Source organism: Gellertiella sp. DMC107, from assembly GCF_056313605.1.
In genome coordinates, this window is sequence record NZ_JBQUZZ010000004.1 from 489,180 (window position 1) to 511,786 (window position 22,607).

Consider the following 22,607-nt stretch of genomic DNA (forward strand, 5'->3'; position numbering starts at 1 on the left):
GAAAAGCCCGTTCCCTGCCAAAATTCCGCCGCCAGGGCCTTCGTTTGACGTCCGGTTCAGGCGTTTCGGTCCAAAAAAGGTATGAACCGCGTCAGAATGGTCAGCACATCGGGCGCATCGCGCGCCACCTTCAAAAGCGGAAGGCTCGCTCCGGGAAGGATTTCGTGACGGAGATTTTCCTCCGGCAATCGTTCGAGGCTCTCTCTAGGCGCGGGCTGCACCGCGTAGTGGAGGCGGGCATGGGGCAGGGAGGGAAGTTTAACAATTCCGCTCCCGCGTATTTCCATCAAGCCCGCAATGGTCGGAGGGCGAGAAGCAATGATCCGTCCGTTTCTCTCCTCGATGAAAACCTGGTCATCCGCTACCAGCCTGCCGAACAGACCGCGTTGGCGGGCCGCACCGAGACAAGCGTGGGCCGTCTCGGACTTGCCGCATCCCGAAGGCCCGATGAAAAGCAGTCCGGTCGTCCCGATGACGATGGCTGTCCCGTGGACATTCACGGGTTGTCCCTTCATGCCGGTTGAGCCGCCGGCAGCGACAGGATGAAGGACGCGCCCTTGAGCATGCCCGTTCCGGGATCGGTCAGGTTCTCTGCGCGCAGGGTTCCTCCATGCGCTTCCGCGATCTGCCGGCTTATCGAGAGACCCAGGCCCGAATTTTGCCCGAAGCCTTCGCTTTCCGGCCGATCGGTGTAGAAGCGCTCAAAAATACGGTCGATATTCTCGGCCTGGATCCCGGGACCGTTATCGTTGACCTGCAGAATGCAACGGCCACGGGTACGCGACAGGGTAAGGCTGATCTGTCCGCCTTCCTGTGGAACGAAGGAGCGAGCATTTTCAATCAGATTGGTGACGATTTGCCCGAGGCGCAGATCGTGGCCGTTGACCAGAAAATTCGTTTTCACGCCGGCTTTCCTGTCGACATGAAGCTCAATCTGAACGGGCTTCTTGCCTGACCGGATTTCCCGGGAAATATGCACCAGATCCTGCAGCAGCACTTCAAGATCCACGGGCTTGGAATCGGTCCTCGCCAGCTCCGCATCGAGGCGGGAAGCATCCGAAATATCGCTGATCAGGCGATCGAGCCGGCGGACGTCGTGCTGGATGATATCCAGAAGCCGTCCCTTGGATTCGTCGCTTTTCGCAAGGGGCAGCGTTTCCACCGCGCTTCGCAGCGAAGTCAGAGGGTTTTTCAGTTCATGGCTCACATCGGCCGCAAACCGTTCAATTGCATCGATCCTGTCGTAAAGCGCGGTCGTCATTTCCCGCAAAGCCACGGAAAGATTGCCGATTTCATCCTGACGAGCGGAAAAATCGGGGATCTCTTCACGCTCTTTCGCCCCGCGGCGCACCCGGATGGCGGCGGCCGACAGGCGCCTGAGCGGTGTGGCGATCGTGGAGGAAAGAAGCATCGAAAGCATGACGTTGACCAGGGTTGCCACGCCGAATACCCGAAGGATGGCCAGCCGTTCCGCGTGAACGATCTTGTCGATATCTCCCGCTTGCGTCGACAGCAGGAGCACACCGAGAACGGCACGGAAACGCTGCACGGGAACGGCAACGGAAACGATCATCTCGCCCTTATCGGTTACCCGGACCACCGCGCCGCGAACGCCCGTCAAGGCGTTCATGACCTCCGGATAGATCGAACCGTCGCCGCCGGGAACCTCCTTGTAGACCGGAAGTCCACCCTGCTGAAGCATTCGGTTCGTCCAGCTGCCAATGCGGTCCCACAGGCTTTCCGTCTCGCCCTCCACAGCGGGCAGATCGAATCGCAGCACTTGGCCGCCGGCATAAAGATGACGAGAATCCAGAAGCAGGTTGGCATCCGCGTCGAAAATGCGCGCGCGGGTTCGGGTGGGGGAAATGAGGCGGCGAAGAACCGGAGCGACCTTTTCAGGATCGATGGGGAATTCCAGATCTTCATCCGAGGGCAGGGGGGTTATGCTTTGTCCCGCCTGGAGTTCCAGGAGTTTCTGCGGATCGATGGTGATGGAATTCGTATCGACCGAAGCAGAGGCGGCGATGGCGCCTGCGATGATCTCGCCCTGGGTCAGAAGGCTTTCCACCCGCGCATCGATGAGACCCTCGCGGAACTGGTTGAGATACATGATCCCGCCCACCAGCACGACAAGCGCCGTCAGATTGAAGAACAGGATTCGGCGCGTCAGGCTGGAAAAGACGGCATTGCCGAAAAGCCTGCGAATCAGCACGAAGAAACGGGAGACAAGCGGACGGCTCGGGCGCCTCGTGCCGACGCCTTCCAGCTCCTCGCCGTCCTTGTCCATGGGTACAGTTGCCACCCGTTCAGGCCTCTTCTCCGCCCGGCGACCAAGCCGCCCCGCACCTCTGCAACGCGATCAAACTCTCGATCACGCGGCTTCGCGAAAGCGGTAGCCAACACCGTAGAGGGTTTCGATCATGTCGAAATCGTCATCGACCATTTTGAACTTCTTTCGCAGCCGCTTGATATGGCTGTCAATGGTGCGGTCATCGACGTAGACCTGTTCGTCGTAGGCCGCGTCCATCAGCGCGTCGCGGCTTTTGACCACGCCCGGACGCTGGGCAAGTGAGTGAAGGATCAGGAACTCCGTCACGGTCAGCGTCACCGGTTCGCCCTTCCAGGTGCATGTATGGCGTTCCTGGTCCATGACCAGCTGACCCCGCTCCAGCGAGCGGGCTTGCGGCTGGGCGGCGCCCGGCTTCGACATGCCACCACTCGCCACGGCCGCCTCGCGGCTTGCGGCACGGCGCAGGATCGCCTTGACCCGTTCTACCAGAAGGCGCTGGGAAAAGGGCTTCGTGATGAAGTCGTCGGCACCCATCTTCAGGCCGAACAGTTCGTCGATTTCCTCGTCCTTGGACGTCAGAAAGATGACCGGCAGATCCGATTTCTGGCGCAGACGACGCAGAAGCTCCATCCCGTCCATGCGCGGCATTTTGATATCGAAAATGGCAAGCTGCGGCGGGCGGGCAAGCAACCCGTCGAGCGCGGAAGCGCCGTCCGTGTAGGTCTCAACCTTATAGCCTTCCGCTTCGAGCGCGATCGACACGGATGTCAGGATATTCCGGTCGTCATCGACGAGGGCGATGGTTTGCATAGTGATAGTCTCCACGATCATCGGCGCTCTCCTGGATAGTCCCAGCCCAGGCTCAGCTTCGCCGCGCTTATGAGGGTAAAGGTGGAACAAATTGTGGCAAGGATAGCGGAGGGCCGGCCCCATGTCGCGGCAGAGACGGCCAATCTACGGTTAACGACCTGCAAAAGCAGAGATATTTAAACGGTTTAAAACGGACTATATTCCTTTAAATCGATTAATATATTGAAATCACTCATTAATTCGTATATAGGGCGCTTGAAAAATTTAAAACTATGCGTATCCTTCGGTGGAATTTGAAAAAATTTGATCTTAAGCGGAGGAAAGCAAGATCATGGTTGAAACCGGTATGCGTAACCCGGCCGTTGGCCTCGACCTCATCGGACTGACGGATGCCGGACGCATCCACTACAATCTGAGCGAGGCCGAACTCTATGAGGAAGCCATCCGTCGCGGTGAAGCCCAGCTGACTGCGGATGGTGCTTTGCGTGCACTGACGGGCCAGCACACCGGCCGCTCCGCAAAAGACAAGTACGTGGTGCGGGACGCCGTCACCGAAAACCAGATCTGGTGGGATAACAACAAACCGCTCTCGCCCGAACATTTCGCCGTCCTCAAGGCGGACATGCTTGCTCATGCAAAGGGCCGCGATCTTTTCGTTCAGGATCTCGTGGGCGGAGCAGATGCCGACAATGCGCTTCCCTCCCGCGTGGTATCGGAATTTGCCTGGCATTCCCTCTTCATCCGCAATTTGCTGATCCGTCCGGAGCGCGCGAAGCTTGCAGTATTTACGCCGAAGTTGACGATCATCGATTTGCCCAGCTTCCGCGCCGACCCGGCCCGCCATGGCTGCCGCAGCGAAACCGTGATTGCCTGCGATCTGGTCAACGGCCTCGTTTTGATCGGTGGCACCTCCTATGCGGGTGAAATGAAGAAGTCCGTCTTCACCGTGCTCAACTATCTCCTTCCGGAAAAGGGCGTCATGCCGATGCATTGCTCGGCCAATGTTGGACCGGACGGCGATTCCGCGGTGTTTTTCGGCTTGTCCGGCACCGGAAAGACCACGCTTTCCGCCGATCCGAGCCGCACGCTGATCGGTGACGACGAACATGGCTGGGGCGAGCACGGCATCTTCAATTTCGAAGGCGGTTGCTATGCGAAAACCATCCGCCTGTCAGCCGAGGCCGAACCGGAAATCTATGCAACGACCAAGCGTTTCGGCACCGTGCTCGAAAACGTGGTTCTGGATGCCAACCGCAATCCGGATTTCAATGACGGTTCGCTGACAGAAAACACCCGGTGCGCCTATCCGCTGCACTTCATTCCGAATGCTTCGGCCACGGGCATTGCAGGTCATCCCAAGACGATCATCATGCTGACCGCGGATGCTTTCGGGGTGCTTCCGCCCATTGCCCGGCTTACGCCGGAACAGGCCATGTACCACTTCCTGTCCGGTTACACCGCAAAGGTTGCCGGCACCGAAAAGGGTGTCACCGAGCCGGAGGCCACTTTCTCCACCTGCTTCGGCGCTCCCTTCATGCCCCGCCACCCCGCGGAATACGGCAATCTGTTGCGCGATCTGATCGCCCGTCACGGCGTGGATTGCTGGCTTGTCAATACCGGCTGGACCGGTGGCGCCTATGGCACGGGAAACCGCATGCCCATCAAGGCAACCCGCGCCCTCCTCACGGCTGCGCTGAACGGCAGCCTGAAGAAGGCCGAATTCCGCCGAGATCCAAACTTCGGGTTCCAGGTTCCGGTTGCGGTGGAAAGCGTCGATGCCAAAATCCTCGATCCGCGCTCCACGTGGGGCGATACGGCGGCGTATGATGCCCAGGCAAGCAAACTCGTGTCCATGTTCATCGCCAACTTTTCGAAGTTCGAAGACCATGTGGACGGGACTGTCCGCGACGCAGCGCCCGGCGTAAAGGCGGCTGCCGAGTAAGCGGCCCGCCATGATTCACGTGAAACCCGGCGGATAACCGCCGGGTTTTTTCGTTTCAGCTCCCGTCTGCGATATGGCATAGGAAGCGATCGAAAGGATGTGAGCATGGCCAGCGACCCACTCGAAATCAGCAGCAGGATCACTATTGCCGGCTGGGAACTGACAGAACAATTCGTGCTGGCCGGAGGACCGGGTGGCCAGAATGTCAACAAGGTTTCCACCGCGGTGCAGCTGTTTTTCGACATTCGGAACTCTCCGTCCCTTTCCGAGCGCGTCAAGGACAACGCGCTGAAGCTTGCTGGCCGCCGTGCCTCCAAAGAGGGCGTGCTGATGATCGAAGCCAGCCGCTTTCGCAGCCAGGAGCGCAATCGCGAGGATGCGCGCGATCGGTTGAAGGCGTTGATTATCGAGGCGGCCGCGCCGCCGCCGCCACCGCGCCGCAAGACGAAACCTTCCAAGGGAGCCGTAGAGCGGCGTCTGAAGGAGAAGGCAGGGCGTGCGGATGTGAAAAAGATGCGCGGCAAGCCACTGGGAGATTGAGGGAACGAAAAATGCTCGAACTTCCGAAAGGCATCCGCCACCTGCCACAATATCTGGACCGCCCGGCGCAGGAAGCTCTGGTGGGGGATATACGGGAGGTTGTCCGGCAAGCGCCCCTGTTCATTCCGCAAATGCCGCGTACTGGACAGCCCATGTCTGTCCGCATGACCAATTGCGGACCGCTTGGCTGGGTGACCGACAAGGAAAAAGGCTACCGGTATCAATCGACCCATCCAGAGACAGGCGTGAAATGGCCGGCAATCCCGGAGCAAATCCTCACGCTCTGGCGCGACCTGACAAAACTGCCCTACGACCCCGAGGCCTGCCTGGTGAATTTCTACAGCGATACCGCGAAAATGGGCCTGCATCAGGATCGCGACGAAGCCGAGTTCAGCGCGCCGGTTCTCTCCATTTCCTTGGGCAACAGTTGCCTCTTCCGGATCGGCGGCCCGAACAGAAGCGACCGCACCCAATCCTTTCGGCTGGAGAGCGGCGATATCGTCCTGATTGGCGGGGCTTCACGGCTGAATTTTCATGGCGTCGATCGAATTTACCCCAACACATCAGAACTTCTTAAGAGTGGCGGGCGTATCAATCTGACGCTGCGACGAGTAACGCCCGCTGGTTGAATAGAGCTTCATGAGGAAGCAGGGAGCATCCATGGATAGGGCTCGTCTGAAAACCCTGATTGCAGGCAATATCGTTCTCTTCGGCTTCATTCTGTCGCTGTTCATGCTGGTTTCGCTCTGGACCCTTGACGAGAATGGCCTCTCCCAGCTCAATCAAAAATTACCGATCTGGGATTTCAGCAATCTGTGGGCGGCTGGTGTTCTCGTGCTGGACGGCAAGACCCACCTTCTTTTTGAGCCGGAAGCCTATCGGGCGGCCCTTCGTGCCCTCTATACGCCGCTCTTGACCGACCAGGAATGGAGCTATCCGCCCTCCATGCTGCTTCTTGCAGGACCGCTGGCCTTGCTTCCGGTCTTGCCGGCCTACGGGGTCTGGACCCTCGGCACCCTCGCTCTGCTGCATCTGGCACTGAAACCGCTCCACTTGCCCCGCTACGCGCATGTCGTTGCCCTTCTGTCGCCCGGCGTCGTGATGAATGTGGTGGTGGGACAGAACGGGGCCTTCACGGCGGCGCTTCTGTTGGGCGGTCTCTTTCTGGCGCCGCGGCGGCCGATACTGGCTGGAATCCTGTTCGGCCTTTTGACCATGAAGCCCCATCTGGGACTGCTGATCCCTCTCTGCCTCTTGGCAAGCCGTAACTGGAAGGCGATTGGTTCGGCCGTGGTCACCACCCTGTTGCTTGTCGGTGTGACGGCTCTGTTTTTCGGCCCTTCCGTCTGGATTTCCTTCCGGACCGTCACCGCACCCTTGATGGCGGCCATTCTGGAAGCTCCCTATCCGCAGAGTTACCATACCCTGGCACTGACGGCTTTCTCTGCCGGCCGTTCCTTCGGATGGGGTCTTCCGGCGAGCTACCTCTTGCAGGCTGTCGTCAGTCTGGCGGCGATGGCGTCGGCCCTGTGGCTATGGTTGCCTGGCGCGGCCCCTGTTTCGCACGAAAAAAGAGTTGTTCTGACGGGACTTCTCGCCCTCCTGGCCACGCCCTATGGCTATGTCTATGACAGCGTGCCGCTCAGCGTGGCGGTCGCGTTCCTGTTCCTCGAAGAGAAGAGGATACCGCTGGCCGTCCATGGACTTGCATGGCTGTTCCCGCTCTTTGTGCCTGCATTGGCGCTGCGCGGTTTCGGTGCCGGTATTGTGGTCGTGATCGGCTATACAGCCCTTCACCTCGGTCTCGTGTTGCGAGACCGCTTCGCCGTGCCAAGGCAGGCCTGATCAGAGTTTGCGCAGGGCAACCTTTTCGATGAAATGATTGTTGCCTTTTTGCAGGATCAGGTCCGCGCGCGGGCGTGTTGGCAGGATATTCTGGCGAAGATTCTTCAGATTGATGTTCGCCCAAAGCCCTTCTGCAATCTGAAGCGCATCCTTTTCGCTCACCTGGGCATAACGGTTAAAATAGGAACTGGGATCCCGAAATGCCGTTTGCCGAAGTTTCATGAACCGATCCACGTACCATTTGTGAATCAGTCTCTCGTCCGCATCGATATAAATCGAGAAATCGAAGAAATCCGAAACCATCGGCACAACCTTGCCATCGGCGGGCAGGTCGCGCGACTGCAGCACGTTAATGCCCTCGAAAATCAGGATATCGGGCCGGTCTATGGGCGTGAATTTGTCGGGAATGACGTCATAGGTCAGGTGCGAATAGCAGGGCGCCTTCACGTCCGGCCGCCCCGCCTTGATTTCCGAAAGGAAACGCAGGAGCGCACCGATGTCGTAGCTCTCCGGAAAACCCTTGCGTTGCATGAGATTTTCCCGTTGCAAAACGGCATTCGGATAAAGGAACCCGTCGGTGGTCACCAGATCCACCTTCGGGCTTGAGGGCCAGCGGGCCAGCAATTCCTTGAGAATACGAGCGGTCGTGGATTTGCCAACCGCCACAGATCCGGCAATTCCGATGACGAACGGGGTCTTCGAACTGCCGGCAAGGCTCAGGAAGCGATCCCGCTGCTTGAAGAGCATTTGCGAGGATTCCACATGGGCGGAAAGCAGACGGGAGAGCGAAAGGTAGATCCGGCGCACCTCCTCCAGATCAATGGGGTCATCGAGAGACCGGAGCCGCTTGACTTCGCTTTCGCTGAGGGTCAGTGGCGTATCCGCCCGAAAATGCGCCCATTCCGCCGACGTGAAGACATGGTAGGGCGAATAGAGATCGCGCTGGAATGGCCCCGGACCCTCCATCGAGGCTTCCGGGGCGGCAGGCTTGGCGGTTTTCAAGATATCCCCTTGGTCCGACATCATGGGTCCTTCCGGGCCGCCTTTTCGGCCAGCCCGCTCTGCCCCGTGCGACGTTGAAGCTCCGCCATGACGTCCGCCACCGGTACATCCGCAATCTTCAGCACGACAAGCAGGTGAAAAAGCAGGTCGGCGCTTTCGTAGATCAGGTTCTCGCGATCACCGGTGACCGCTGCCATGACCGCCTCGATGGCCTCTTCACCCAGTTTCTTGGCGGCCTTGGCTTGGCCAGCAGCGACAAGCTTGGCTGTCCAGGACTCCTCCGGCGAGGCCGCTGCGCGGCGCGCGACGATCGTTTCCAGATCGGCAAGAGTGAAACCGGCCATGCGCGCCCCCTCAGTCAATCCGCATGGCAATGCCATGCTCTGCCATACAACGCTTGGCTTCGCCGATGGAATAGGTCCCGAAGTGAAAGATCGATGCAGCAAGCACAGCCGTTGCATGGGCATCGCGGATCCCCGCCACCAGATCGTCCAGCGTTCCCACGCCCCCGGATGCAATGACGGGAACCCGAACCGAATCCGCGATAGAACGGGTAAGCGCGATGTCATAGCCGCTCTTGGTTCCATCCCGGTCCATCGATGTCACGAGAAGTTCTCCCGCGCCGCGCTCGGCCATGCGCACGGCAAAATCGACCGCGTCGATTCCCGTCGGCTTGCGCCCGCCATGGGTAAAGATTTCCCAGCGCGGGATCTCGCCCTCTGCGGATACCCGCTTGGCGTCGATGGAGACGACGATGCATTGATTTCCGAACTTGTCGGCCGCTTCGGTCACGAATTCCGGATTGTTCACCGCCGCCGAATTGATCGACACCTTGTCGGCCCCGCAGAGCAACAGCTTGCGGATGTCGCCCACACTGCGGACGCCACCGCCTACGGTAACCGGCATGAAGCAGTGATCGGCCGTGCGCGCCACCACGTCGAAGATGGTGTCGCGATTATCCGATGAGGCGGTAATGTCCAGAAAGCACAGCTCGTCTGCACCGGCCGCATCATAGGCCTTTGCGGCTTCCACCGGGTCGCCGGCATCGATGAGGTCGACGAAATTGACGCCTTTGACCACACGGCCGTCTTTGACGTCGAGACAGGGAATGACACGGGCCTTAAGGGTCATGCGCGTTCCTTTCGGGCGGCCTTGATGAGAGCAAGTGCCTCTGCCGGATCGATCCGTCCGTCATAGAGAGCCCGGCCCGAGATCGCTCCTTCCAGCTTTTGCGCGTCTGGCTGCAGCAATCGTTCAATATCCGCGAGCGAGGCAAGACCGCCGGACGCGATGATCGGGATGTTCACCGTTTTGGCGAGGGCGAGTGTCGATTCCCAGTTGATCCCGGTCAGAATGCCATCCCGGTCGATATCGGTATAGATAATGGCCGCAACGCCCGCGCCCTCGAATTTTCGGGCAAGCTCGACGATCCCGAGTTCCGAGGCTTCTGCCCAGCCCTCGACGGCGACCTTGCCGCCCTTGGCATCGATGCCGACAGCAACCTTGCCCGGGAACAGGCGGCAGGCTTCCTTGACGAGCGCGGGATCGCGCACCGCGATCGTACCGAGGATAACGCGGGCGAGGCCCTTCTCCAGCCAGGCTTCGATATGCGCCAGCGTGCGGATGCCGCCGCCGAGCTGAACCGGATTCTTCGTTGCCTTCAGGATTGCTTCCACGGCCGCACCGTTCACACTCGAACCGGCAAAAGCACCGTTGAGGTCAACCACATGCAGCCATTCGAACCCTTGATTTTCAAAGGCCAGAGCCTGCGCGGCGGGATCGGGGTTGTAGACGGTGGCCTGCGCCATATCACCGAGCTTGAGCCGGACGCATTGCCCGTCCTTGAGGTCTATTGCGGGAAAGAGAATCATCAGTCAGTCCGTTCTTGGAATAAGCGCGAGCCCTCAGGGCTTCCAGCGCAGGAAATTGGCGAGAAGGGCAAGGCCCAGTGCCTGGCTCTTCTCGGGGTGAAACTGTGCACCTACCTTGTTGCCGTGTCCCACGAACGCGGTCATCGGGCCTCCGTAGTCGGTGACCGCAATCACGTCGTCCGCATGGGTGGCGGCAAGATGGTAGGAATGAACGAAATAGGCATGCAGGCCTTTCGGTCCGGTCGCAATGCCATCGAAAAGCGCATGCGGCCGATTGAGCGTCAGCGTGTTCCAGCCGATTTGGGGGATTTTCAACCCGGGGTCGGAGGGCGTCATTTCCACCACGTCTCCTGCAATCCAGCCAAAGCCCTCGGTCACGGTCTTTTCGAGCCCGCGAGAGGACATGAGCTGCATGCCGACACAGATGCCGAGGAACGGACGAGCATGGTTGTCGACCACGTCGCGCAGCGCCTCATCCATACCGGCCACGGCCTTGAGACCGGCCCGGCAGTCGGCATAGGCGCCCACGCCGGGCAAAACGACACGGTCGGCAGCCGCCACCACTTCGGGACGATCGGTAAGCACGATCTCCGCATCGATGTGATGGTCGCGGGCAGCCCGTTCGAAGGCCTTGACGGCCGAGCGCAGGTTTCCGGACCCATAATCGATGATCGCCACACGCATGTTCAATGTCCCTTGCCATAGTCAAAGAGGCCGAGAACCGGTCCGCCTGCCGGTGCGCGAGCAGAGGCCAAGCCCGTTGCCGGAGCCGGTTGGGTAGACGGCGCAACGGCCGATGAAAAATAGATCTCTTCTGCCTGATCGAGCGATAGGGCGAAAAAGGCGGCTTTCAGCGTCCATCCCTTTGAACGCAGATGCCATTCGCGAAGAGCGCCGCCTTCCAGCCCGACGAGAAGCGAAAGCGCCAGTTGAACCATCACGATCGCACCAGGTGCATCGAGATCTTCCGCAAGCGCCGCGATAAAAGCGATAATCAGAAAGAAGATGAGAGCGTATAGCCACATCCGGTGCCAGAGCATCCAGAAGAGGGGAAAGGCGAAGGCCAGGAAGGAAAATCCGTCACGGATGAAGCGGGCGGAATCCGGCTCATCGGCTCTATGAGGGGGGGTCATAACCAGATAGCTTGCCATATATCGCTCCCGATCTTTCCAGGCTTCCCTTCGGGGAGATGCCGGACTGCAAGCAGTGAGGGCCGGCGGGGTTCCAGGCCCTTAAACCAGAGTCCCCTTGGTGGAGGGTACGCGCCCCGCCTGCCGAGGGTCGATTTCCGTCGCGGTGCGCAAGACGCGCGCAACCGCCTTGAAGCAGGTTTCGGCGATATGGTGGTTGTTGGCGCCGTAATGGTTCAATACGTGCAGGGTCATGCCTGTATGCTGGGAGAGGGCCTGGAAGAATTCCCGGACCAGCTCCGTGTCGAAAGATCCGATCTTCGGCGCGCTGAAATTCACGTTCCAAACGAGAAAGGGCCGTCCCGAAATGTCGATACCGGCTTTTGTCATGGTCTCATCCATAACGAGATCGAGGGAAGCATAGCGCGTGATGCCCTTGCGGTCACCCAGTGCCTTGGAAAGAGCCTGCCCGAGGGCGATCCCCGTATCCTCCACGGTATGGTGATCGTCGATATGCAGGTCACCCTCTGCAGCAATGTCCATGTCGATCAGCGAATGGCGGCAAAGCTGGTCCAGCATGTGGTCAAAGAAGCCGACACCCGTCGAAATCTTCGCCTTGCCGGTACCGTCTATATTGACGGTTACCGAGATGGAGGTCTCGTTGGTGGTGCGCGAAACAGTCGCTATGCGGCCTGCGGTCTCTGCCATCTCGTCTTTCCTGTCGGCTGCAGGGGAACCATGAGGCGCTCCTTAACAGGCGCAACACAAAATATCCAGAAGCTCCATGCTCTTAATTCGTATGAGAAGCAGGCTTTCGGCGCCGGGTGAGGGGACCGATTGCAAACCTGTGCGGGCTGCTTACATATCCATCAACAAGCCTCGGGTCTGCGCCTATTGTCCAACTGTCTCGCGCAGGGCCCCAATCGGAAAGACGAACGAATGACGGAACACAATCCATTCGGCACCATGCATGCAACCACCATTATCACGGTGCGCAAGGGCAACGAGATCGTGATCGCCGGCGATGGCCAGGTCAGTCTTGGCCAGACGGTCATGAAGGGCAATGCCCGCAAGGTTCGCCGCATCGGCAAGGGCGGTGATGTGATTGCCGGCTTTGCAGGGGCGACGGCTGATGCCTTCACCCTGCTCGAGCGTCTCGAAAAGAAGCTCGACCAGTATCCGGGGCAGTTGATGCGCGCTGCCGTCGAACTCGCGAAAGACTGGCGCACGGACAAATATCTTCGCAATCTCGAAGCCATGATGCTGGTCGCCGACAAGACAATCACATTGGCAATCACCGGCAACGGCGATGTGCTGGAACCGGAGCATGGCACCATGGCCATCGGATCCGGTGGTCATTACGCCTATGCGGCAGCCCGCGCCCTGATGGACAGCGACAAGCCGGCGGAAGAAATTGCCCGGCGCGCCATGCAGATTGCCGCGGATATCTGCGTTTATACCAATCACAACATCGTGGTGGAAAAACTTGAAGCCCATTGAGGAAAGGATCGATTTCAAGCCGGTCACGAAGGGCGACCTGCCGCTTTTGCTGCAATGGTTCGGCGAACCGCACATGCAGGAATGGTGGGGCGAGCCTGACGAGGAGGTGGCGCTCGTGCGGGATATGGTCGAGGGCCGTGACACGACCCGGCCTTTTCTCATCCAGCTCGACGGCCAATCCATCGGCTATATCCAGTACTGGTTCGTGGGCGAACACCAGACGGCGGAATGGCTGGAAGATCATCCGTGGCTCTCCGTCTTTCCGGCCGATTCGATCGGCATCGACCTCTCCATTGGCGAGCCCGGCCTTGTCGGCCGCGGCATCGGGTCGGCGGCAGTCCGTCTCTTCGCCGAGAGGCTCTACGACTCCGGCTACGGAACCATCATCATCGATCCTGATCCCGAAAACCGGCGCGCCGTGCGAGCTTACGAAAAAGCCGGCTTCCGCACCGTTCCCGAGTTGGAAGGCCGCGGAGACGGCGTGCTGATCATGCAATTCAAGCCCTGAAGAGAGGCAAACGATATGTCCAATTTTTCTCCCCGTGAAATCGTATCCGAACTCGACCGGCATATTGTCGGTCAGCAGGAAGCAAAGCGGGCCGTCGCGATCGCCCTCAGAAACCGCTGGAGGCGCCAGCAGCTTCCGGACGACCTGCGAGACGAGGTCATGCCGAAGAACATCCTGATGATCGGACCGACCGGTGTCGGCAAAACGGAAATCTCCCGCCGTCTGGCCAAGCTCGCGGGCGCCCCGTTCATCAAGGTCGAGGCGACGAAGTTCACCGAAGTCGGCTATGTCGGGCGCGATGTGGAGCAGATCATTCGCGACCTCGTGGAGATCGGCATCGGTCTGGTCCGTGAAAAGAAGCGCACCGAGGTTCAGGCTGCCGCTCACATGAATGCGGAAGAGCGGGTCCTCGACGCCCTTGTCGGTTCGACCGCCTCTCCCGCCACGCGCGAGAGCTTCCGCAAGAAGCTGCGTAACAACGAACTCGACGACAAGGAAATCGAGATCGATGTGGCGGATACGGGTTCCGGCATGCCCGGCTTTGAAATCCCCGGGATGCCCGGAGCCAATATCGGTGTGCTCAATTTGTCCGACATGTTCGGCAAGGCCATGGGCAACCGGACAAAGAAGGTGAAGACAACGGTCAAGCAATCCTACGAGGAGCTGATCCGCGACGAGTCCGACAAACTCGTCGACAATGAACAGATTCAGCGCGAGGCGGTCCATGCCGTCGAGAACAATGGCATCGTCTTCCTGGACGAGATCGACAAGATCGCTGCCCGGGATGGCGGCATGGGAGCAGGCGTGTCGCGCGAAGGCGTGCAACGGGATCTTCTGCCTCTGGTGGAAGGCACCACGGTATCGACCAAGTATGGACCGGTGAAGACCGATCACGTGCTTTTCATTGCATCTGGCGCCTTCCATGTTTCGAAGCCCTCCGATCTCCTGCCCGAGCTGCAGGGCCGGCTGCCGATCCGCGTAGAGCTGAAGCCACTGACCAAGGAGGATTTCCGGCGCATTCTGACGGAACCGGAAGCGTCTCTGATCCGCCAGTACAAGGCCTTGATGGAAACGGAAGAGCTTGCGCTCGATTTCACCGAGGATGCGATCGACGCCCTGGCTGACGTTGCGGTCCAATTGAACAGCTCTGTGGAAAATATCGGTGCCCGTCGTTTGCAGACGGTGATGGAAAGGGTCCTGGACGAGATTTCCTTCCATGCACCGGACAGAGGCGGCACCGCCGTCACGATCGATTCCGGCTATGTGCGCGAGCATGTCGGGGAACTCGCCGGCAACACGGATCTGTCCCGCTTCATCCTGTGACCGGCCTGCATCGCAATCTCTGATTTGGGTCCGCTCCCGGCGGGGGCGGCCTCTTCCTGGCTCGACAGCGGCCTGTTCGCCTTCTAAAGGAGGCAAAAGAGCGAATTATCGCGGATTCGGGCGTCTTCTGGCCAAATTCTGTCGGCACAGACAGGCGGAACAATCGATATCAGGAACAGGATTTCGGCGTGCGGACTATTCTGGCTACCCTTGGCGCGGCACTGTGCATGTGGTGCTCAATCGAACCGGCTGCCGCCATGACGCGGGTCCCGCCGGGTAACCGGCATGCGGAACAGCCGCCGATTCCCGGTGCCTCCATGCGACGGACAAAGGCCGGAAAGACGACCTTCGACGACAAGTACGAAAAGATACGCGATCTGCTGGCCAACGACGAAGCTTTGCGATCGAAGATCAGGGAAACCGCGCGGGCCTACGGCATTGACCCCATCCATATCGCAGGCGCCCTGGTGGGGGAGCATACTTACAATGTCGATGCCTATGACCGCCTGCAATCCTACTATGTGAAGGCTGCGGCTTACGCGGGCAATAGTTTCCAGTTTGCCTATGAAGACGAAAAGGTCGATGATTTCGTGGCACGGCCCGAGTTCTCCACCTGTGCCAAGTACCGGGACTCCTATCATTTGTGGACATGCCGCGAGACGGTGTGGGACGACAAGTTCCGGGGCAAGACGGTGGGGGGCAATTCCTATCCGAACAATCGTTTCAGCGCAGTCTTCTTTCAGCCCTTCTATGCCGGCCAGACCTTTGGTCTCGGTCAGGTCAATCCGCTGACCGCGCTCAAGCTTTCCGATCTCGTGAGCCGTCGTTCCGGCGTCGAGAAGCTCGACGAGAACGACGCTGCCGGTGTTTACGATGCCATCATGGACCCGGACAAGTCGCTCGCCTTCGTGGGGGCCGCCATCCGCCAATCCATAGACGATTACAAGGAGATCGCCGGAATGGATATCTCCGGCAATCCCGGGCTCACGGCCACGCTCTACAATCTCGGCAACACGCTTCAGAGGGCGCAAGCGCTGGCAGCCCGCAATCGTGGCGGCGGAACTGTGCTGCCCGAAGAAAACTATTATGGCTGGCTGATAAACGACAAGCTGGATGAGCTGAAGGCATTGTTCTAGTCGGGACCGCGCACTAGGTTTCCAGGGATGTCCTTTCCCGGGAAACCCATGGCGATACATTCCGAATCCTTCGAGGCACCCGCGCCGATCCCCCGAACCGTGCCGCCCTCGTGGCTGACCGTGATGCGGACGGTGTTTCGCAACCCGTTGGAATTGTGGGGCGAGCCTTCCTATACGCTACCGTGGATCGATACGGTCTTTTTCGGCGAACGGACCCTGATCGTAAACGATCCCGGGCTCATCCGTCATGTGCTGGTCGATAATGCTGCCAATTACCGGATGGCGGTGATCCGGCAACTCATTCTTCGACCCATTCTGCGAGACGGATTGCTGACCGCAGAGGGCGAGGTCTGGAAACGATCGCGCAAGGCCATGGCGCCTGTCTTCACGCCCCGCCATGCCCGGGGGTTTGCCGACCAGATGAAAACCTGTTCCGAGCATTTTGTCGAACGTTACCGTCATATTCCTGCTGCGGGCGAAAGACGGGATGTGGCGGTCGACATGACGGAGCTCACCTTCGAGATCCTCTCGCAGACGCTGTTCTCCGGCGAGATTGCCACGGCAACGGACGACTTTGCCGGTGACGTCGACGCCTTGTTGCATCGCATGGGGCGCGTGGACCCCATGGATCTGTTGCGGGCACCCCCCTGGATTCCCCGATTGACCCGTTTCGGTGGCCGTCGCGTGCTGGACAAGTTCCGGGCGGTCGTTGCAGAAACCATCGGACAAAGGAAGAGGAAACTCCAGTCCGACCGGACATCTGCCCCGGACGATTTTCTGACGCTTCTGCTTGAAGCCGAGGGGCCGGACGGCGGTCTCTCGATGGAGGAAATCGAGGACAATATTCTGACCTTTATCGGTGCGGGACACGAAACCACAGCCCGCGCCCTGGCATGGACGCTTTATTGTATTGCCCACCTGCCGCATTGGCGAGAAACCATGGAGGCGGAAATCGACGCGGTCCTCGCCACGGATGCGCCACCCGTCGAGTGGCTGGATCGCATGCCCCATGTCCGGGCCTCCTTCGAGGAGGCGCTTCGGCTCTATCCGCCGGCTCCGTCGATAAACCGGGAGGCCATAGAGCCTGACCGGTGGTCCGATCAGGCGGGAAACAGCGTCGAGATCCGGCCCGGAACCACGATCCTCGTCATGCCCTGGACGCTGCATCGGCATCATCTGCACTGGGATAGCCCCCGACTATACAAGCCGGAACGCTTCCTGCCCGGAGAGCGGGAAAAAATCGGCCGATTCCAGTATCTGCCCTTTGGAGCAGGGCCGCGCATCTGCATCGGGGCAACATTTGCCCTCCAGGAAGCGGTGATCGCGCTTGCCATGCTGATGCGGGACTACCGCTTCGAACCGATTGAGGGCGTCTCCGTGTGGCCCGTGCAGAAACTCACCACACAACCGCAAGGGGGGCTTCCCATGAAGATCGTTCCGCGCGGTTTGCGAAGACCGGATAAGGACGCTTGACAGTCCTGTCTTCAAACGGTCTTTTCGCGCCCGAAACGTGCCGTTTGTCAGCAAGCGGCGGCACGGCACTTCGGGCATAAACCTATCTTCATCCACATCTGGAGCGGATCGATCTTGGCGACCCATTATCTTCTCGGCATTGATACCGGCGGGACCTATACGGATGCAGCTCTTTTCGACGATGAAAAGGGTGTGGTTGCGAAAGCCAAGTCTCTCACGACCCGTCATGATCTCGCCGTCGGTATTGCCGGTGCCGTGGACGCGGTGATCGCGCGTGCAGGCATTCCGGTCAGCGCCATCAGTCTGGTCTCCCTGTCCACCACCCTTGCCACCAATGCGCTGGTCGAAGGGCAGGGGGGAAGGTCGGGCCTGATCATGATCGGCTTCGGCCCCGAAGACCTCAAGCGGGACGGTCTTGAAACGGCCCTTGGCTCAGATCCGGTCATCTTCCTGCCGGGTGGCCATAACGTGCATGGCAGCGAAACACCCTTGCAGCTGGAGGCGCTGGAAGAAGCGCTTCCGGCTCTGTCTCAGTCCGTGTCCTCCTTTGCCGTTGCCGGCTATTTCGCGGTCCGCAACCCCGCCCATGAAATTCGCGTGCGGGACTATATTCTCGAAAACAGCCATCTACCGATCACCTGCAGCCATGAACTCTCTTCGAAGCTCGGCGGCCCCCGGCGTGCGCTGACCACGCTTTTGAACTCGCGTCTGGTTTCCATGATCGACCGCCTGGTCGGTTCCTGCGAGCGATTTCTCGAGGAGCGCGGTATCCGCGCACCGATGATGGTGGTGCGGGGGGACGGAGCGCTTATTTCGGCTGCCGAAGCGAAGATTCGCCCTATTGAAACCATCCTGTCCGGACCGGCAGCCAGTCTGGTCGGCGCCCGCTATCTCACCGGGCTCGACAATGCCGTGGTTTCCGATATCGGCGGCACGACGACCGATGTCGCCGTGCTGGATGACGGGCGGCCCCGTCTGGACGCCGAGGGCGCTGTTGTCGGCGGCTATCGTACCATGGTGGAAGCGGTGGCCATGCGCACCTTCGGGCTCGGGGGAGACTCCGAGGTGCGGATCAACGATCGGGGTCTGGAGGCGAAGTTCACCTTGGGTCCTCGCCGCTTCCTGCCTCTCAGCCTTCTGGCGCACAGCCATGGCGAGATGGTGATCGCTGCGCTCGAGCGCCAGCTGAGGACAGCCCATGTGGGGCGTCATGACGGCCGTTTTGCCGTGAGGACCGGAGTGCCGGACCGGCTTGCCAGTGGTCTCCAGCCTCAGGAACAGGCTTTGTTCGACAAAATCGGAACCACGCCCGTTCCCCTCGATCAGCTGCTCGTCTCCACGCCGCAAAAGGCTACGCTCGACAGGCTGGTGGCGCGCGGTCTGGTGCATATTTCGGGCATCACCCCTTCCGATGCCATGCATGTCCTCGGACGCCAGGGTCAATGGAATGCCGATGCGGCTCGGATGGGCCTTGCCCTTGCCGCTCGCGGCAAGGACGGAGCCGGCCGTTTGCTCGCACAGACCCCAGAGGATCTGGCCGAGAAGATCGTGAACCAGCTGACACGGCAGTCCTGTGAAGTCATTCTCGGCGCCTGCCTGATGGATGACGGGGTGTCCGGGATCAGCCCGCAGGATTCCATCGAGATCGACAGGGCCCTTCGTCGGAAGCCGGGAATCGTCCGCTTCGGCATCGGTCTGGATCGCCCGCTTGTCGGCCTGGGTGCGTCGGCTCCCGTCTATTATCCAGCCATTGCCGAAATGGTATCGGCCACCTGCTCCGTTCCCGCAGACGCGGATGTCGCCAACGCCATCGGTGCCGTCGTCGGTCAGGTACGGGCTTCTGTAACCGTCTTTGTCACGTCGCCCGATGAAGGTATTTTTGTCGTCAATGGCGCAGGACCGAGCGTGCGCCTGACAGATGAGGCAGAAAGCTTCGCGCTGGCGCGGGCGCGAGCCGAAACGGCGGCGTTGTCGCAAGCCCGGCAAAATGGCGCCGACGATCCCGTCGTTGACCTCCGGGAAGAGGTAGACGCGCCAGAGGTGGAGGGAAGCCGCAAACTGATCGAAGCGCGCTTCATCGCGACCGCATCCGGCAGACCCCGCATAGCCGAGGAGTGATTTGTTCCAGACCGGAATAAATCCTTTACACTTTTGCCCAATTGACTGGCAGGGGGCCTCTGACAGTATCCACTCTGCGACGACGGCAAAGTGGAGTACGACATGACGCGCATCGAACGGGACGGCCTTTTCATCGAGGGGCCATTGCACGATTTCCTCCTTCAGGAGGCCCTCCCCGACACGGGCGTGGATCCGGATGCCTTTTTCCGTGGCTTTGCTGCGATCGTAGGGGAGCTTGCGCCGCGCAACCGTGCGCTTCTTGCGGTTCGCGATGAAATGCAGGCAAAGATCGATGCATGGCATCGGGAAAACGGCGCCATTTCCGATCCTGGGGTCTACGAAGCCTTCCTGAGAAGCATTGGCTATCTGCTGCCGGAAGGCCCGGACTTTTCGGTCACGACTGAAAATGTCGACCCGGAGATTGCGTCCATTGCCGGTCCCCAACTGGTCGTTCCGATCATGAATGCCCGCTACGCCCTGAATGCTGCCAATGCCCGCTGGGGTTCTCTGTATGATTCGCTCTACGGGACGGATGCTCTTCCCGAAAGCGGCGGCGCCGAGCGCGGTGGTGCCTTCAATCCGGTTCGCTGCCGCGCCGCGGCTGAGTGGGTAAAGGCATTTTTCGACGACATTCTACCTCTGGAGGGGGCAAACTGGCGCGACGTCACCGGTTTTGCCGTTCGGGATGGCCGGCTGGCGTTGACCACCGGCGTGGGAACCGCCGCCTTGCGGGACGCATCATGCCTGGCCGGCTATACCGGGACCCCGGAAACGCCCTCCCGCATCCTTCTTCGGCACCATGGCCTTCATATTCAGATCCTTGTCGATCCTTCAACTGCGGTAGGGTCCTTGGACCCGGCCGGAATTTCGGATGTGGTCGTGGAATCGGCCCTGACTGCGATCATGGATTGCGAGGATTCGGTTGCCGCTGTTGATACGGAAGACAAGGTTCTGGTCTATCGCAATTGGCTCGGCCTTATGAAGGGCGATCTGACGGAAGAGCTGTCCAAGAACGGCCGCACCGTGACGCGCCGTCTCAATGCCGATCCCGCCTTCACGGCGCCGGATGGCGCCACTTTCAGCCTTCCCGGCCGGGCCCTCATGCTCGTCCGGAATGTGGGTCATCTCATGACCAATCCGGCCATTCTTACCCGGGATGGCCACGAGATTCCCGAGGGTATCATGGATGCCGTCATCACCGGGCTTATTGCGCTCCACGATATCGGACCGAAGGGGCGGAGAGCCAATTCGAGGGCGGGCTCCCTGTATGTGGTCAAGCCGAAGATGCACGGTCCGGAAGAGGTTGCCTTCGCTTCCGAAATCTTTGCCCGGGTCGAAAAGCTTATTGGTCTCGCCCCGAACACGATCAAAATGGGGATCATGGACGAGGAACGGCGCACGACCGTCAATCTCAAGGAATCGATTCGCGCTGCCGCCGCGCGCGTCGTCTTCATCAATACCGGTTTCCTCGACCGCACCGGCGACGAGATCCATACGTCGATGGAAGCGGGTCCCATGATCCGGAAGGGCGACATGAAGCAGGCGACCTGGATTGGCGCCTATGAAAATGCAAACGTGGATGTGGGGCTGTTGTGCGGCCTGGGTGGCCGGGCCCAGATCGGCAAGGGCATGTGGGCCATGCCTGACCTGATGGCTGCCATGCTCGAGCAGAAGATCGCCCATCCAAGGGCCGGAGCGAATACGGCCTGGGTGCCTTCGCCCACGGGTGCGACGCTGCATGCCACCCATTATCATCAGGTGGATGTCGCCGCTGTTCAGGCCAAGCTGAAGAGCCGCCCAAGAGCCGCCCTTCGCGATATCCTGACTGTTCCGGTCGCACCGCGGCCGAACTGGACGCCTGACGAAATCCAGCGCGAACTCGATAACAATGCGCAAGGCATCCTCGGTTATGTCGTCCGCTGGGTCGAGCAGGGCGTGGGGTGTTCCAAGGTCCCTGACATCAACAATGTCGGTCTTATGGAGGACCGTGCGACGCTACGCATTTCCTCCCAGCACATGGCCAATTGGCTGCACCACGGCATCGTCACCGAGGCTCAGGTCCTGGAAACCATGAAGCGCATGGCCAAGGTGGTCGATGCACAGAACGAAGGCGATACCCTGTATCGCCCCATGTCGGCGGACTATGAGGGCTCTGTTGCCTTTCAGGCGGCTCTTGAGCTGGTGCTCCGCGGCCGTGAGCAGCCCAATGGCTATACGGAACCGGTGCTCCACCGCCGTCGCCAGGAGGCGAAAGCCCGCTTTGGGCGATAAACAGGTTTGCCGTGGACAAAAAAAGAGGCCGCCGGGATCACGCCCGGCGGCCTCTTTGTTATCACGATCTGCTTTTACTGAATAACCACGACGCGGGCAGACTTGCCCGGACGGACGCGATCATAGAGATCGATGATGTCCTGGTTCATCAGCCGAATGCAGCCAGAGGAGGCGGCGGTGCCGATGGACGCCCATTCCGGCGTGCCATGCAGGCGGAACAGCGTGTCCTGGCCCTTGTCGTTGAAGAGATACATGGCACGGGCGCCAAGCGGATTGGTAATGCCGGGGTTCATGCCCTTTTCGACATATTTGGCCACTTCCGGCTTGCGCTCCGCCATTTCCTTGGGGGGATGCCAGGTCGGCCAGGCTTGTTTCCAGGCGATATAGGCCTCACCACCCCATGCGAATCCCTGCTTGCCCACGCCGATGCCGTACCGCACAGCCTTGCCGCCCGGCAGCACGTAATAGAGATGCCGCTCCCGCGTCTTCACGACAATGGTGCCCGGGCGCTCGTCGCCACTGTAGGACACGATCTGCCGACGAAATTCCGGCTTCACCTTGTTGATCGGAATGGCCGGCAGCGCAAATCCGGCATCGGTCACCGGTTCATAGGCCTTGTCGAAGATCTCCACCTTGGAGACCTTGGTCGCCTCGGGGGAGGAAGAAGATACGGTCGAACAACCGGCAGCGGCCAGAAGGGCCGTCAAACCGAGTGCGGTCAGTGCAATGCGGAAGCGCATGGGTGGCTCTTGATTTTTCAGAGGGGATTCGCAGATGGTTTGCACCATCTTCGAACATGGTTTATTTTCTATTAATTGCGGGTGCGCAAGTTGTTGCGGAGCAACAGA

At 60.0% G+C, this 22,607-nt stretch carries 22 protein-coding genes; 11 read left to right on the top strand and 11 right to left on the bottom strand.

The window, feature by feature from the left end; genetic code table 11:
* Positions 1 to 56: 56 nt before the first annotated feature.
* The 3 genes from ACT54B_RS16070 to ACT54B_RS16080 all read right to left on the bottom strand — a co-directional run bounded on the left by ACT54B_RS16070 (position 57) and on the right by ACT54B_RS16080 (position 3,100).
* The gene (locus tag ACT54B_RS16070) at positions 57 to 515 is read right to left on the bottom strand and encodes an HPr kinase/phosphorylase (RefSeq protein WP_476046179.1); all 459 of its coding nucleotides are present in this window, start codon (positions 513 to 515) and stop codon (positions 57 to 59) included.
* Positions 512 to 2,287, bottom strand: coding sequence for a stimulus-sensing domain-containing protein (locus ACT54B_RS16075; RefSeq protein ID WP_476046259.1), 1,776 nt, complete (start codon positions 2,285 to 2,287; stop codon positions 512 to 514). Before ACT54B_RS16075 ends, ACT54B_RS16070 begins: the two co-directional genes overlap by 4 nt.
* 84 nt (positions 2,288 to 2,371) lie before the next feature.
* On the bottom strand, positions 2,372 to 3,100 hold the full coding sequence (locus ACT54B_RS16080) for a response regulator transcription factor (RefSeq protein ID WP_476046260.1): 729 nt from the start codon (positions 3,098 to 3,100) through the stop codon (positions 2,372 to 2,374).
* 331 nt (positions 3,101 to 3,431) lie between these two features.
* On the opposite strand from ACT54B_RS16080, the gene ACT54B_RS16085 reads away from it, so the two are divergent.
* The 4 genes from ACT54B_RS16085 to ACT54B_RS16100 all read left to right on the top strand — a co-directional run bounded on the left by ACT54B_RS16085 (position 3,432) and on the right by ACT54B_RS16100 (position 7,427).
* Positions 3,432 to 5,042: a phosphoenolpyruvate carboxykinase gene (locus ACT54B_RS16085; RefSeq protein ID WP_476046181.1), complete on the top strand. Its 1,611-nt coding sequence runs from the start codon at positions 3,432 to 3,434 to the stop codon at positions 5,040 to 5,042.
* Positions 5,043 to 5,147: 105 nt separating this feature from the next.
* Positions 5,148 to 5,582 (top strand): alternative ribosome rescue aminoacyl-tRNA hydrolase ArfB, encoded by a 435-nt coding sequence (arfB, locus tag ACT54B_RS16090; RefSeq protein WP_476046183.1) that lies wholly within the window; start codon positions 5,148 to 5,150, stop codon positions 5,580 to 5,582.
* 11 nt (positions 5,583 to 5,593) lie between these two features.
* A complete protein-coding gene (locus ACT54B_RS16095) occupies positions 5,594 to 6,211 on the top strand; it encodes an alpha-ketoglutarate-dependent dioxygenase AlkB family protein (protein ID WP_476046184.1) in 618 nt (205 codons plus the stop codon).
* A gap of 31 nt (positions 6,212 to 6,242) precedes the next feature.
* Complete coding sequence (locus ACT54B_RS16100; RefSeq protein ID WP_476046186.1) at positions 6,243 to 7,427, top strand: glycosyltransferase family 87 protein; 1,185 nt, start codon at positions 6,243 to 6,245, stop codon at positions 7,425 to 7,427.
* On the opposite strand, the gene coaA is transcribed toward ACT54B_RS16100, so the two are convergent.
* The 7 genes from coaA to hisB form a co-directional block, all read right to left on the bottom strand.
* Positions 7,428 to 8,393 (bottom strand): type I pantothenate kinase, encoded by a 966-nt coding sequence (gene coaA / locus ACT54B_RS16105; RefSeq protein ID WP_476046262.1) that lies wholly within the window; start codon positions 8,391 to 8,393, stop codon positions 7,428 to 7,430.
* A gap of 56 nt (positions 8,394 to 8,449) precedes the next feature.
* Positions 8,450 to 8,773 (bottom strand): phosphoribosyl-ATP diphosphatase, encoded by a 324-nt coding sequence (locus tag ACT54B_RS16110; RefSeq protein ID WP_476046187.1) that lies wholly within the window; start codon positions 8,771 to 8,773, stop codon positions 8,450 to 8,452.
* A 10-nt stretch (positions 8,774 to 8,783) separates the two neighbouring features.
* Positions 8,784 to 9,560: an imidazole glycerol phosphate synthase subunit HisF gene (hisF, locus tag ACT54B_RS16115; protein ID WP_476046189.1), complete on the bottom strand. Its 777-nt coding sequence runs from the start codon at positions 9,558 to 9,560 to the stop codon at positions 8,784 to 8,786.
* The gene (hisA, locus tag ACT54B_RS16120) at positions 9,557 to 10,300 is read right to left on the bottom strand and encodes a 1-(5-phosphoribosyl)-5-[(5-phosphoribosylamino)methylideneamino]imidazole-4-carboxamide isomerase (RefSeq protein WP_476046191.1); all 744 of its coding nucleotides are present in this window, start codon (positions 10,298 to 10,300) and stop codon (positions 9,557 to 9,559) included. The genes hisF and hisA overlap by 4 nt, the downstream gene beginning before the upstream one ends.
* Before the next feature lie 33 nt (positions 10,301 to 10,333).
* A complete protein-coding gene (gene hisH / locus ACT54B_RS16125) occupies positions 10,334 to 10,984 on the bottom strand; it encodes an imidazole glycerol phosphate synthase subunit HisH (protein ID WP_476046193.1) in 651 nt (216 codons plus the stop codon).
* A 2-nt stretch (positions 10,985 to 10,986) separates the two neighbouring features.
* Positions 10,987 to 11,451 (bottom strand): DUF2628 domain-containing protein, encoded by a 465-nt coding sequence (locus ACT54B_RS16130; RefSeq protein WP_476046195.1) that lies wholly within the window; start codon positions 11,449 to 11,451, stop codon positions 10,987 to 10,989.
* 81 nt (positions 11,452 to 11,532) lie between these two features.
* Positions 11,533 to 12,138 carry an imidazoleglycerol-phosphate dehydratase HisB gene (gene hisB, locus ACT54B_RS16135; protein ID WP_476046196.1) on the bottom strand — a complete coding sequence of 202 codons (606 nt, stop codon included), beginning with the start codon at positions 12,136 to 12,138 and terminating at the stop codon, positions 11,533 to 11,535.
* Between the two features lie 231 nt (positions 12,139 to 12,369).
* Between hisB and hslV the strand changes: the two genes are divergently transcribed.
* The 7 genes from hslV to ACT54B_RS16170 all read left to right on the top strand — a co-directional run bounded on the left by hslV (position 12,370) and on the right by ACT54B_RS16170 (position 21,759).
* On the top strand, positions 12,370 to 12,930 hold the full coding sequence (hslV, locus tag ACT54B_RS16140) for an ATP-dependent protease subunit HslV (RefSeq protein ID WP_476046198.1): 561 nt from the start codon (positions 12,370 to 12,372) through the stop codon (positions 12,928 to 12,930).
* Positions 12,917 to 13,438, top strand: a complete 522-nt coding sequence (locus tag ACT54B_RS16145) for a GNAT family N-acetyltransferase (protein WP_476046199.1) — start codon at positions 12,917 to 12,919, stop codon at positions 13,436 to 13,438. Before hslV ends, ACT54B_RS16145 begins: the two co-directional genes overlap by 14 nt.
* Positions 13,439 to 13,453: 15 nt before the next feature.
* The gene (hslU, locus tag ACT54B_RS16150) at positions 13,454 to 14,761 is read left to right on the top strand and encodes an ATP-dependent protease ATPase subunit HslU (protein WP_476046201.1); all 1,308 of its coding nucleotides are present in this window, start codon (positions 13,454 to 13,456) and stop codon (positions 14,759 to 14,761) included.
* A 227-nt stretch (positions 14,762 to 14,988) separates the two neighbouring features.
* Entirely contained in the window at positions 14,989 to 15,897 is a 909-nt protein-coding gene (locus ACT54B_RS16155) for a DUF1402 family protein (RefSeq protein ID WP_476046264.1), read from the top strand.
* A 48-nt stretch (positions 15,898 to 15,945) separates the two neighbouring features.
* A complete protein-coding gene (locus tag ACT54B_RS16160) occupies positions 15,946 to 17,370 on the top strand; it encodes a cytochrome P450 (RefSeq protein WP_476046203.1) in 1,425 nt (474 codons plus the stop codon).
* Positions 17,371 to 17,484: 114 nt separating this feature from the next.
* Positions 17,485 to 19,488 carry a hydantoinase/oxoprolinase N-terminal domain-containing protein gene (locus ACT54B_RS16165; RefSeq protein ID WP_476046204.1) on the top strand — a complete coding sequence of 668 codons (2,004 nt, stop codon included), beginning with the start codon at positions 17,485 to 17,487 and terminating at the stop codon, positions 19,486 to 19,488.
* 102 nt (positions 19,489 to 19,590) lie between these two features.
* Positions 19,591 to 21,759 carry a malate synthase G gene (locus ACT54B_RS16170; RefSeq protein ID WP_476046206.1) on the top strand — a complete coding sequence of 723 codons (2,169 nt, stop codon included), beginning with the start codon at positions 19,591 to 19,593 and terminating at the stop codon, positions 21,757 to 21,759.
* A gap of 74 nt (positions 21,760 to 21,833) precedes the next feature.
* Here the strand turns inward: ACT54B_RS16170 and ACT54B_RS16175 are convergent, their stop codons facing one another.
* A complete protein-coding gene (locus tag ACT54B_RS16175) occupies positions 21,834 to 22,499 on the bottom strand; it encodes a L,D-transpeptidase (RefSeq protein WP_476046208.1) in 666 nt (221 codons plus the stop codon).
* Positions 22,500 to 22,607: the final 108 nt, after the last annotated feature.